The 12,638-nt window shown below is 32.9% G+C and carries 13 protein-coding genes; 2 read left to right on the top strand and 11 right to left on the bottom strand.

All coding sequences use genetic code 11. The features are described 5' to 3' along the window. Nucleotides 1-2: 2 nt before the first annotated feature. From RWM24_RS02235 to lspA, 11 genes are all read right to left on the bottom strand, one after another. On the bottom strand, nucleotides 3-3,572 hold the full coding sequence (locus RWM24_RS02235) for a PD-(D/E)XK nuclease family protein (protein WP_314111116.1): 3,570 nt from the start codon (nucleotides 3,570-3,572) through the stop codon (nucleotides 3-5). A gap of 133 nt (nucleotides 3,573-3,705) precedes the next feature. Further along, the gene (gene nrdH / locus RWM24_RS02230) at nucleotides 3,706-3,942 is read right to left on the bottom strand and encodes a glutaredoxin-like protein NrdH (RefSeq protein WP_314111114.1); all 237 of its coding nucleotides are present in this window, start codon (nucleotides 3,940-3,942) and stop codon (nucleotides 3,706-3,708) included. A 234-nt stretch (nucleotides 3,943-4,176) separates the two neighbouring features. Beyond that, nucleotides 4,177-4,341 carry a hypothetical protein gene (locus tag RWM24_RS02225; RefSeq protein ID WP_314111112.1) on the bottom strand — a complete coding sequence of 55 codons (165 nt, stop codon included), beginning with the start codon at nucleotides 4,339-4,341 and terminating at the stop codon, nucleotides 4,177-4,179. A 54-nt stretch (nucleotides 4,342-4,395) separates the two neighbouring features. Beyond that, entirely contained in the window at nucleotides 4,396-5,022 is a 627-nt protein-coding gene (locus tag RWM24_RS02220; protein ID WP_314111110.1) for a thermonuclease family protein, read from the bottom strand. A gap of 79 nt (nucleotides 5,023-5,101) precedes the next feature. Beyond that, entirely contained in the window at nucleotides 5,102-5,662 is a 561-nt protein-coding gene (gene frr / locus RWM24_RS02215; protein ID WP_006702655.1) for a ribosome recycling factor, read from the bottom strand. A gap of 1 nt (nucleotide 5,663) precedes the next feature. Beyond that, nucleotides 5,664-6,386: a UMP kinase gene (gene pyrH, locus RWM24_RS02210; RefSeq protein ID WP_314111108.1), complete on the bottom strand. Its 723-nt coding sequence runs from the start codon at nucleotides 6,384-6,386 to the stop codon at nucleotides 5,664-5,666. Nucleotides 6,387-6,485: 99 nt separating this feature from the next. Then, nucleotides 6,486-7,367 carry a translation elongation factor Ts gene (gene tsf, locus RWM24_RS02205; RefSeq protein WP_314111107.1) on the bottom strand — a complete coding sequence of 294 codons (882 nt, stop codon included), beginning with the start codon at nucleotides 7,365-7,367 and terminating at the stop codon, nucleotides 6,486-6,488. Between the two features lie 105 nt (nucleotides 7,368-7,472). After that, nucleotides 7,473-8,243, bottom strand: coding sequence for a 30S ribosomal protein S2 (gene rpsB, locus RWM24_RS02200; RefSeq protein WP_314111106.1), 771 nt, complete (start codon nucleotides 8,241-8,243; stop codon nucleotides 7,473-7,475). Nucleotides 8,244-8,413: 170 nt separating this feature from the next. Continuing rightward, nucleotides 8,414-8,953, bottom strand: a complete 540-nt coding sequence (gene pyrR, locus RWM24_RS02195) for a bifunctional pyr operon transcriptional regulator/uracil phosphoribosyltransferase PyrR (RefSeq protein ID WP_314111104.1) — start codon at nucleotides 8,951-8,953, stop codon at nucleotides 8,414-8,416. Between the two features lie 12 nt (nucleotides 8,954-8,965). Then, nucleotides 8,966-9,859 carry an RluA family pseudouridine synthase gene (locus RWM24_RS02190; protein WP_314111200.1) on the bottom strand — a complete coding sequence of 298 codons (894 nt, stop codon included), beginning with the start codon at nucleotides 9,857-9,859 and terminating at the stop codon, nucleotides 8,966-8,968. Between the two features lies 1 nt (nucleotide 9,860). Then, nucleotides 9,861-10,325 (bottom strand): signal peptidase II, encoded by a 465-nt coding sequence (gene lspA, locus RWM24_RS02185; protein WP_314111102.1) that lies wholly within the window; start codon nucleotides 10,323-10,325, stop codon nucleotides 9,861-9,863. A gap of 239 nt (nucleotides 10,326-10,564) precedes the next feature. Here lspA and RWM24_RS02180 point away from each other — a divergent pair, with 239 nt between their 5' ends. Both RWM24_RS02180 and RWM24_RS02175 read left to right on the top strand, forming a co-directional pair. Next, entirely contained in the window at nucleotides 10,565-11,197 is a 633-nt protein-coding gene (locus tag RWM24_RS02180) for a YkyA family protein (RefSeq protein WP_314111100.1), read from the top strand. A 6-nt stretch (nucleotides 11,198-11,203) separates the two neighbouring features. Beyond that, nucleotides 11,204-12,397, top strand: coding sequence for a putative glycoside hydrolase (locus RWM24_RS02175; RefSeq protein ID WP_314111099.1), 1,194 nt, complete (start codon nucleotides 11,204-11,206; stop codon nucleotides 12,395-12,397). Nucleotides 12,398-12,638: the final 241 nt, after the last annotated feature.

Raw genomic sequence — 12,638 nt, 5'->3', positions numbered from 1 at the left:
CACTATTCCTCCTTTCCGTCAATTTTATTTCTCATCCAAGTTAAGTTCTCTTGAAGAGGCATTTTCGTTAAAAATTGATAGTTATTTTCTGGATTTGTTGCATCAAACATTGAAATTGCACTGAATTTTCCATTCACTGAATCTGCATATTCTTTTAATTCATCAAATGGGGCAATTTGATTTTCTCCATTTAAAATTCTTTCTCCAGCAGTTTTCAATTGATAGAAAGCAAAGTCCATTAATAAATTGATATCATCAGGAGCATAGACTTGGCTAGTTGCCTTGTATTCTCCATCTTTCTTAACGCCAAATGGTAATACAATAGAGTCTCCTGCTTCAAAATCAGGTTGAACTTGTTGCAGAACTCCTAAATCATTCGTTAATAATCCAGATAATTTATATTTCTTCAGACGAGTTTCTTCAAAATCTGGATCTGATTTCAGCTCTTTAGCATTAAAGATTGGTTGAAAAACATGCATATATAATCCACCATAAGGCGTCACAGTTTTCTTAAATTGGTCAGAAACAATGTTTCTAGCGACTGATAAGTAGGTTAATAGCTGTAATTGAATCCCATAACGTAATCGATTGATATCAAATTTTTGTGCTGAAGATTTATAATCGACAATTCCTAAGTGATATCCCTTTTCGGTTTCTAAAAGGTCAATACGGTCAATTTTCCCACGAATAAATAAAGACTGTGTATCGTTCAATGGAATTTCAATTTTCTTATCAGATTTTGCACCAAAAACAACTTCTGTTTTCCATGGTGTTACTTGTAATTGTTGCAATTGCATTAATGCTGCAGCTAATGTTTGTCGAATTGTGTCTTGTAGTAAAACTTTTGTCCAATTCATTCTAGGAGATGCATTTAAAATTTGGAATCTTGCATCTTTATTCATAGAATCAAAGATTTCTTTTAATAATGTTTCTGTTGTTGTTTTATCAATAGAACGAATATCTAACTGTAATTCATGAACTTTACGAATAAACTGGTCAAATGTCTCATGGAAGTATTCCCCAGATCCAGCAGCTGTTAACTCGAACTCTCTACGTTCTCTTAGATTTAAACCATATTGTAAGAAATGACTAAATGGATCTTTATAAAATGTTTCCACTTGAGAAGTCGATAAGTATAAATGATTTCCATATAGTTCAGCAGCTAATTCTTTTGGTAATTGCTTGGCAATATTTAAATGGAATACACTGTTTACTAATGTGTGATACTGATTTTGGAAATCTTTATCCTGTTTTAATAAATGTGGTAAAGTAAGCCAAATCGATGGGATATCTTCTTCTTTTGAGAATTTATACTGACGAAGTTTTTGTAGTAACGTTGTAAATAATTCATGAATTGTTACAAAATCACCCTGTTCAAAACGTTCTTGTTGTTTTTGATTGCCATCTTGAGTAGTAATCTCAAATTTATTTAAAATACGTTCTACAAAGCTAGAAGGTTTTAATTTAGTACCTTTATCTGTATGATGCATTGATAAATATAACTTTTCAGTTGCGGAAGTTAACACTTTATAAAATAAAAATGGCTCTACGGATTGTTTTTGAATCGTTGTTGGATGTAAGAAACGTCCACTATCTAATTTACTTAATAAATATTCTCTTTCTTCATCGGTAATTAAACCACTCTCCTCTTCCATTCTAGGAAGGACTCCTTGAGATAATCCAATAACAAATGTAACCTTTTTAGGAGAATAGCGGACAGAATCAATTCCCGTACACGTTAATTGGTCTAACGTAGATGGAGCCATATTATAGTGTGTATGTTCAAATCCTGTATGTAATAATAATTGGAATATTTCCCAATCAAACGGCTCATCTCCAAAAATATAAACATACTCTTCTAATAATTTTAGAAATTCATTCCATACTTGATCTTGTCTACGAGCTGTTTGAATGTCTCCACTATTGGCAGCATGATTTCTCCAGTATAAGAATGCTTCCGTTACACCAATTTTTTCTAATAATTGATATAGGAGAGTGATCGCTTCTTTTGTTGTCTCAACTTTATCCAATTTTTTATAAAATGGTTCTAATAAAGAGACGATTTGCTCTCGTAGTTCTTGTGCTTGTGTTAATTGTTGATGAACTAGCACTTCTCTGCTACTTAAGCTATCTTCATCAATATTTTCAACTTGATAATTCCATGTTTTACTTGAAATCCAATCTTTTCCTTCATAGCCTTGAGCTAGTATAATTGTTTCAGTTTCATCTAATGTTTGACGATATTGAATCAAGGCATCTCTTAGCGTAACTTCCTCATCATCCTTATTCACTATATTTGCTCGATTTAAGGGCCAGAAACAATATTCACTTCTTAATAGGTTCATTATGTCATGATAACGCCAAAAATGCTTCTGGATAGCAAAAATCGCGTCTAGTACTTGAATGAGTGGATGATGCTCCATTGTATCTGATAAATCCATGAAATAAGGAATTTGATACGTTTCTAATAAAGGTTGCAGGAGTGTTTGTTGTTCTTCTAAATTTCTCGATAAAATTTGAATATCTTGGTAACGATATTTTCCACTATCAACTAATGTTTTAATGGTTGCTAATGTTTCTTGGATTTCTTGACGTTCATCTTCATAAGTTGTCCATTGTAAAGCTTCAATTTTCCGTGATGTACGATTTGAAGTAGTTTCAAGTCCCCCACTTGTTTCTAACCAATATTGTTCAAGTTCGAAAAAGTCAGGATGATAAGTGTTATTTCCTTCTTTTAATTCTTTTAAAACAGGATTACTTTCATCAATCATTAACCAATTTAGTAAGCGAGAAATTAATTGACGATTGGAATCAAATAAACTAGATTCTAGTGTTTCTTTTGGTTTAAAAGCATCTGTTGTTGCAGTAGTATAAAACTCTACTCCTCCGCACGATTTCACTAATGCATCAATTACTTCTAATTCCATCGCATTTAAGTGATACGATTGATCAATCACAACATACGTATTTGATAAATCCATAGATGAAATTTCTTGCGCTAATATACATAATAAATCTTCTGATTGAACAAAATCTTGTTTTAAATATTCTAAATAATGTTTATAAATGATGCCAAATTCTTTCAAACGTTGATCAATTTCTTCGTAAGAATCCTGTTCAAACCACTCTGAGAAATCCTCTACTTCGATTCCTCCTAAACGAAATTCTTGCATGACAGCAGATAAACGTTCAATAAAACCTTTATGACGAGATTCCTTATTAAATAACACTAATTCATCTTGATATTCAGATAATATTTTTTGTAATATCATACAAATTCCAACCTTGGATAAAGACGGACGTTGAAGTGCAGCATGATCTCTTAAAAAATACCAAGCTAATCGCTTAAAACTGTATACTTGTAATTTTGTCACAGCATAAGAATTCTGTGGTTGTTGTAATAACTGCCCCACTTGTTGAATCATTTCTAATTCTGCAGAAAACTTAATGTGGTCTGGTACAAGATAAATAACTTGATTCTGGCTAGATTGTTTTAACCAATCTGCAATTTTTGTAGCAATATGCGAAACTTTCGCACTTGTTTCTTTTGTAAGAATGACTTCGAAACTCATAAGAACCTCCTATCGTTTATTCCCCTTAACTTAACCATATAACGATGAATTTGTAAACAAAAATAAAACGATTTTTCTATTTGTAGCACTCCGCTACGCAGAAAAATCGTTTTAAAAATTCAATGTTAAATTCTTAGCCAACTAATGTTTCTAAAATATCTGGGCGGAAACCAAAGAATGGTTCAATACCTTCCGCTACAATTACTGGTAATGATTGGAAGCCTAAAGCTTTCACTTCTTCTAAAGCTTCTTCTGATTCAAACACATCCTTGATGACAAATGGTACTTGATTATCCTCAAAAAATTGTTTTGTAAAATTGCATTGCATACAATTTGGTTTTGAATATAGTGTAATTTGACGTTTTGACATATACATCTCTCCCTTATGGTTCATACAGGTAGTATGATACCTCATATCTGGTTAAAATACAATATATTGTGCTTAAAATTTTTATTTTATTTTTTAAAACACAATATATAGATAAAAACTGTTATGGTACACTTGGATAAAACTTGATATAACGCCAAAAACAGTTTTGATACACAGGTCATAGAATCCATCTAAGGCGTAAAACACTATATTTAGTACTTAACTTTTACTTAATTATTCGTTTTCGGAATCTTTCATTCTTTTAATAGTTACAGCATAAACTGCAGCTCCAATAGATGCAAATACTGCAATCATCTTTTTATCATTGAAAAAGACAGTAAAGACAACTACCAAAAAAATCAAAAATAAAATGGTTGCCATAAAACTTCTTTTTTTCATACCCCTGCCCCCCTTAACAATAATCTTGGCAAAATTATATCATAACGAAACGAATTAGTACACACTTGTATCAAATCCACGGTTTGTTACATAGCCATCTTTTTCCCAAATATTTTTCTTTTTCTTCTTCGTTTGATCTTCTACTTTTTGTAAATCTTTTAATAGACTTGTATTTGGTGGATGAGCATATCCTACTCTTGCTAAACTTTCTTCGACTAAAGTTTGCTGTAATAATTTTCCATCTAAATATACATACATCAAAGCACGTCCATATTTATCTGTATAATCCCCTACATCAAATTTACCTTCGACTTTTTTAGCTTTCTTTAGTAATTCTTCTGTTCTTTGTTTCGCTTGATCTGCAAATGGTTGAGCAGCTTTTCCTTCTTTAGCTGTTTCTGGCGTATCAATTAGTAATAAACGAATTTTGAACTCTTTCCCATCTAATCGAACATGGAATGTATCACCATCAGCTACTTTACCAACTTCGAGGGTATATTTTTTTGACTTATTATAACCAGAAAAATCTACTGTACTTTCAACTTGTGTTTGACTAGCATTTGATTTATTGGGAATTTTCTTTTGATTGTTCGAGAAAAAACTAATTCCAGAAATAATTAGAATAAGGACTAATATCGCTAATTTAACAAGTAAAAATTGTTGCTTCTTTGTTAATTTCATAAAATCTCCTCTCAACGATTCAAAAAATAAATGACAACAAATCTTATACATGAACTAAGATTTGTTGTCACAGGATGAATTATACTTCTAATAATTCTTTTTCTTTTACTTGTGCTAAGTGATCAATGTTTTTTACACTGTCATCCGTTAATTTTTGAATATCTTTTTCATATCCACGTAAATCATCTTCAGTGATTTCTTTATTTTTTTCAGCTTTCTTTAAATGTTCAATGGCATCACGACGAATATTACGAACACTTACTTTAGCACCTTCAGCTTCTTTTCCTACTTGTTTTGCTAATTCTTTACGACGTTCTTCTGTTAATTGTGGAATGACTAAACGAACAACGCTACCATCATTTGTTGGTGTAATCCCAATATCAGACATTAAAATTGCACGTTCAATATCTTGTAAACTAGATTTGTCATAAGGTGTAATTAAAAGCATACGAGCTTCAGGAACTGTTACAGAAGCTAATTGATTAACTGGAGTTGGAACTCCATAATACTCAACTTGTAGGCGATCTAATAGACTTGCATTCGCACGTCCAGCACGAATTCCGCCTAATTCACGTTGTAGAGCATCTTCAGTTTTTTTCATACGTTCTTTTGCATTTGCAATAATTTCAGTTGCTGTCATATTATTTCCCCCTTACAGTTGTACCGATATTTTCACCAAGAACAACTCGACGAATATTTCCTGTTTCATTTAAATTGAAGACAACTAATGGAATATCATTATCCATAGATAACGAACTAGCAGTTGTATCCATAACTTTTAATCCTTTTTGAATGATATCTAAATGTGTTAACTCCGTAAATTTAATGGCGTTTGTATCAATACGAGGGTCTGCACTATACACACCATCAACATTATTTTTAGCCATTAAAATTGCATCTGCTCCAATTTCAGCAGCACGTAATGCAGCTGCAGTATCTGTAGAAAAATAAGGATTTCCTGTACCACCTGCAAAAATTACAACTCGAGATTTTTCAAGATTTCTTACAGCTTTTCTACGAATATATGGCTCCGCAATTTGACGCATTTCAATAGAAGTTTGAACACGAGTAGGAACTCCAATGTTTTCTAATGCATCTTGAAGTGCTAAGGCATTCATAACTGTAGCAAGCATACCCATATAGTCTGCTTGTGCACGTTCCATTCCTACTTCTTCTCCTGTTACTCCACGCCAAATATTTCCGCCACCAACAACGATTGCAATTTGAACGCCTAAATCATGAACTTCTTTAATTTCTTTAACAATTTCTTTAATAGTTGGAGGATTAATACCAAAACCTGTTTGGCCAGCTAATGCTTCTCCACTTAATTTTAATACAACACGTTTATATTTTGGTTCAACCATTGTAAGGACTCCTCTTATATAGATTCTTAGTGAATTAAGTCTAAAAAAAAGGGGAATAGAGGGCAGCTTCCTACCTTATTCCCCACTAATTGAAATCAATTATTTTTTAACTTGTCCCATTACTTCTTCAACAAAGTTGTCAACACGTTTTTCTAAACCTTCACCAACTTCATAACGGTGGAATAATTTAACTTTACCACCTTTAGAAGCAGCATATTTAGATACTGTTGTATCTGGATCTTTAACGAATGGTTGGTCGTTCAAGCTGATTTCAGCTAAGAATTTGTTTAAACGTCCAGCAATCATTTTTTCAACGATATTAGCTGGTTTACCTTCGTTTAATGCTTGTTCTGTAAGAACTTTTTTCTCATGTTCTAATTCATCAGCAGAAACTTCTGAACGGTCAACATATTTAGGATTGATTGCTGCAACGTGCATAGCAATGTCTTTAGCAGCATCTGCATCTGAAGAACCTTCTAATATAGTTAACACACCGATACGTCCGCCCATGTGTAAGTATGCTCCGAATGCATCTGCATCAGATTTTTCAACGATTTCAAAACGACGTAATGAAATTTTTTCTCCGATAACTGTAGTTGCTTCAGCGATTACATCTGATACTTTACCTTCATCAGTAACGATTTCTAAAGCAGCTTCTAAGTCAGCTGGTTTGTTTGCTAAAATTACTTGTGATAATTTAGCTACTAATGCTTGGAATTTGTCGTTTTTAGCAACGAAGTCTGTTTCAGCATTTACTTCTAATACAACTGCAACGTTTCCATCTACTAATACGTTTGTAATACCTTCTGCTGCAATACGGTCAGCTTTTTTAGCTGCTTTTGCTAAACCATTTTCACGTAAGTAGTCAACGGCTGCATCGATATCTCCTTCAGTTTGAACTAATGCTTTTTTAGCATCCATCATCCCTACGCCAGTCATGTCACGTAGTTGTTTTACTAATTGTGCTGAAATTTGTGCCATTTCAATTTCCTCCTAAATGTTATAAATTTACAAAAATTATTTTTAAAAAAAGCTGTTTGGATGAAAGTTTTCTTTTCCGATTCCAAACAGCCTACTGGTTAGTGATTATTCAGCGTTGTCGCCTTCAACTAATTTTTCAATATCTTCTAATGAAGTATCTTTATCTAAGTCTTCTTCGTCAACTGCTACGTCTTCACCTTGGTTACCTTCAACGAATGCATCTGCCATTTTAGCTACGATTAATTTAACCGCACGGATTGCATCGTCATTTGATGGAATAACAACATCGATTTCATCAGGGTCACAGTTTGTGTCAACCATAGCAACGATTGGAATGTTTAATTTGTGAGCTTCTTGAACTGCAATACGTTCTTTACGAGGGTCAACGATAAACATTACATCAGGAATGCGTGGCATATCTTTAATACCACCTAAGTATTTTTCAAGTTTGTCTAATTCTTTTAATAGAACACCAACTTCTTTTTTAGGTAATACTTCGAAAGTACCGTCTTCTTGCATTTCTTTAATTTTTTTCAAGCGGTTGATACGTGTTTGGATTGTATCCCAGTTAGTCAACATACCACCTAACCAACGATGGTTAACATAGTATTGACCAGTACGGATTGCTTCATCTTTAACAGCATCTTGTGCTTGTTTTTTAGTACCTACGAATAAAGCAATACCTCCGTCTTGAGCAACTTCACGCATGTAGTTGTATGCGTCGTCCACTAATTTAACGGTTTTTTGTAAGTCGATGATATAGATACCATTTCTTTCTGTGAAGATGTATCTCTTCATCTTAGGGTTCCAGCGACGTGTTTGGTGACCGAAATGTACACCAGCTTCTAACAATTGTTTCATTGAAATAACTGCCATTTTTGTTTTCCTCCAATTTTGGTTTTATTTTTCCTCCCCAATTTTCATCGACAAGGGTACTTATTCCTAAGCACCACCCTTATCATCCAATTAGGTGTGAAATATGGTTTTTATACCGTTAGTTATATTACACTAATCTGAATTAGAATGCAACTATTTTGATACATTCCCTATACTTTTTTTAAAGTAACACATTCTTCATCGTCAACTTCATGTAATTTCACTAAAATTTCTTCTTTTTGTGAAGTTGGAATATTTTTTCCGACATAATCCGGACGAATTGGTAATTCACGATGCCCTCTATCAATTAAGACTGCTAAACTTATTGTTTTTGGTCGGCCATATTCCATTAAAGCATTTAATGCAGAACGTACTGTTCTTCCTGTGAAAATAACATCATCTACTAATACAACATTTTTTCCATTTAATGAAAAAGGAATATTTGTTCCATTAATAATAGGATCAACTGATGGATCTGGTTCGTGACGATCATCTCTATATAAGGTGATATCAATTTCACCTAATAAAACAGGTTGTTTTTCAATGGATTCAATTTTCTTTTGTAATCGTCTAGCAATATGAACTCCTCTAGTCTTAATACCAACTAGTACTAAATCTTCAACAGTTTTATATTGCTCAATAATTTCATAAGAAATGCGTGTCATTGAACGATTAATGGTTGCTTCATCTAATAAGAATTTTTCTGTCATATCCATACTCCTCTACTGTAGTTCTTGAATCTTTTCTTCGAATTCTTGTGGTAATGGACTTTCAAAATATAGTTTTTCTTTACTAATCGGATGAACAAATCCTAAAGTCTCAGCATGTAAATATTGCCCAAATTCTGTGGCATTTTTTCCATTTGGATGATACATCGGATCATTTAAAATCGGATGCTGAATAAAATCCATATGGGCACGAATTTGATGTGTTCTTCCTGTTTCTAGATTTAGTCGTAACACACTTGTGTCTTTTAACGCTTGAATGACTGTAAAATGAGTAATTGCTTGTTTTCCTTCTTTTTGAACACAACGCTTTAGACGATTATGTGGATCTCTAGCTAATGGTGCATCCACTGTACCAGTAATATGCTCAAATCTTCCATCTACAATTGCCACATAACTACGAGTCATGGAATGATCCATTAATTGATTCGATAAACCGACATGAGCTTGTGGTGTTTTTGCTACAACTAATAATCCAGATGTATCCTTGTCAATTCGGTGCACAATTCCCGGACGATAAGTTTCAGACCCCTTGGATAACTGATCCACATGGTAAAGTAATGCATTCACTAATGTACCCGTTGAATGTCCTTTTGAAGGATGGACAACCATACCACTTGGTTTATTAATGACTAATAAATGTTCATCTTCATAAACAATTTCTAATGGAATATTTTCTGCAAGAACCGTTAATTCTTCCTCTTCTTCAATTTGAATGGTAACATGGTCTCCATCTTTTGCTTTATAGTTCGCTTTAACAATTTCTCCATTTACCGATACGAATCCTGATTTTAACCATTGTTGAATGACTGAACGAGTATGAGATAATTCTTGTGTTAGAATTTTATCGAGTCTTTCACTTTTGTCCAATGATAGTGTTAATTCAATAATTTTATTTTCCACTTTTTTCCTTCTTTCTTTCAACAATTAAAATATATAGGAATAATGCCGCTACCCCAACCGTTAAACAAATATCTGCAATATTAAAAATTGGAAAATCGATAAATTCAAATTGAAACATATCGACAACAAATCCTAATCGAACACGATCAATAAAATTCCCTAATGCTCCTGCTAATAATAAACTATAGGTTGTCAACGCAAATTTTGATTTTCCTCTTTCTTGAAACATTAAATACAAAATCGCAGAAACCCCAAAAGCTGTAATAATATAGAAAACAAATTGTTGTCCTGCTAAAATTCCCCATGCTGCACCCGTGTTTTGAATATAAAATAACTTCACAATTCCTGGTAATAATTCTTGACCAGTATGTAACGCAAAATTAGAAACAATCCAAACTTTCATGGCCTGATCTGCCACAATGAATAATAAACTTAAAACTAAATAAATAATCATAAAATACCTCTTTCTACTCTCATTAGTTCTATTGTACCTATTCTATTAATCTTCGTCAAACAAGAGAATAGCAAATAGAAAAAATAAAAAATTAAACTAAAAATAGCAAAAACATCCCCACTTTCACATGGAAAAGCCATCAAATCAGTTAATAATTTGTATATTTCACAAAAAAACTGTATAATAACAAAGTAATTTGTGTGTCTATAAATGAAGATGCGAAAAATAAGGAGTGTGTTATGAAAAAAATTGCTACGAAGGTATTCTTGATTAGTGCAAGTTTGCTAGTATTTGCAGCCTGCTCTAATACAAAGAAGAGTGCTGAAAAAACTGTTCAAGAAGTACAAGATACCTTACCTGTGGTTGTTGATCATTTAAACAACATCCAAACTTTTGAAGCAAATTTGCAAAATGATTGGGAAGATGATATCTCTGATGATTCAACTCTAGCAAATTACGCTAAGAAAAAAGGTAAAGTTTTTGATAATCTACAACAAAGAAGAGATATTCAAAAACAAATTACTAAAACATTAAAAGTGATTCGTGATGATGCGTCTCACCTTAGTAATTTACAAGACAAAAACTTGCCAAGTGTTGAAATTAAAATCGTAAGCTCAAACTTGCAAAAAATTGTCGACAGTATTACGGATTACATCAAAAAATCCGAGGAACAATTAAACAATGAACAACAATTCTTTGTTGAAATTTCTGGAAATAAATTAACGAATGATGATTTACGAAAAAAAATCATAGTTTTAAACCAAGCGGCTATTGATCGTCAAAAAATACTGGAAGAAATTAATGAACCTCTGACAGCCATTGACAAACCTATCCGTATTCTTAAGGCTCGCTTGAGTACAAGAAAGGAGTAGTTGCTCATGAGAAAAATAAATCGATTGATGCGTATCCTTTTATTAGGAGTATTCCTCCTTCTATTTAATCCAGTTCGTGCTGAGGAAGAAACGACTCAAAAATTAACATTGAGAACAGCTAGTTTATTAAAAGTTCCCGTCAACTTTCCTACAGATAGTAGTTATGATTCTGGGATTACTATTCCCTACCCTAGAGATGGAGTAAAAGGAATCTATGTACAAGCATTTAGAGCAAAAGGAACTGAACTTGATAGAATTGTACAATATATTGATAAAACTGATGCTAATGCAGTTGTAATTGATGTTCGTGATGGATATGGAAAAATTACAATGCCATTAGATACGGATAATCAAACAATCCAAAATAATACCGTAAATGAAATTACAGACACAAAACAATTACTAAAAACTTTGGAAAAACATCAAATCTATCCAATTGCTCGAATTGTAAGTTTTGGGGATCACTTAGTACCCTATCAAAATCCTGATTTAACATTCCGCACGCAAATGGGAACTGTTTGGGAAAATGATGAAGGTGAATCTTTCTTAAATCCTTTCCTAAAAGAAAATTGGGAATATATTGCTGAAATTGCTGTAGGTGCAGCTAAAGCAGGATTTAAAGATATCCAATTAGACTATGTACGTTTCCCTTTAGGTTTTGAATTAATTGAAAAATTTTTAGATTACGACTTAGGGGATTACAGTCATTACACTGATATGGATGAGGCACGTATTGCTGCAGTCACAGACTTTGTAGAATATGTTCGTGCTAAGCTAAAACCATATGGCGTTCATCTTTCTGCTGATATTTTGGCACACGCGATTACCGCTTCAAAAATCGGTGGGATTGGTCAAAAATTCACGGATATTGCGGAACATGTTGATGTCATTTCTCCGATGATTTTCCCAAGTCACTGGGTAAATGGAGCGTTCGGTGTAAAAGAACCGGATAAGCAACCATATGATATCGTAAGTCAATATATGAAAATTGAGAATGGGTACTTTAAAGATTTAAATCCCTCTCCTACTTCAAGACCATGGATTCAAGCTTTTACAGCTGACTATTTAGGTGAAGGAAACTTCCAATTGTACACAGCTGATGTTATTAGCCAAGAAATTAAAGCTTTAAAAGAAGCTGGAATTAAAGAATACTTACTATGGAATGCAGCCAGTCAATATTCAACAGAAATTGATTTTTAAGACAAAGAAAAACGACAGAATCATTTAAGGTTCTGTCGTTTTTTATACCCAAAAGACTTTCTATAGTAGTATGGGCATGATAAGCCAATCGGTTTATCATGCAGGAAATTTTGAGACCAAGGCTCAAAATTTAGCTATGAAACTCACGAAAGCGAGTTTGCTAGCGTCCTAATACTACTATTACAAAGAAAGTCTATTAAAATTCATAGACGTTTCTTCATAAAAAATATGATCCACCCCA

The organism is uncultured Granulicatella sp., from assembly GCF_963516875.1.
Lineage (GTDB): Bacteria > Bacillota > Bacilli > Lactobacillales > Aerococcaceae > Granulicatella.
This window is presented reverse-complemented; position numbering and strand designations above follow the sequence as displayed.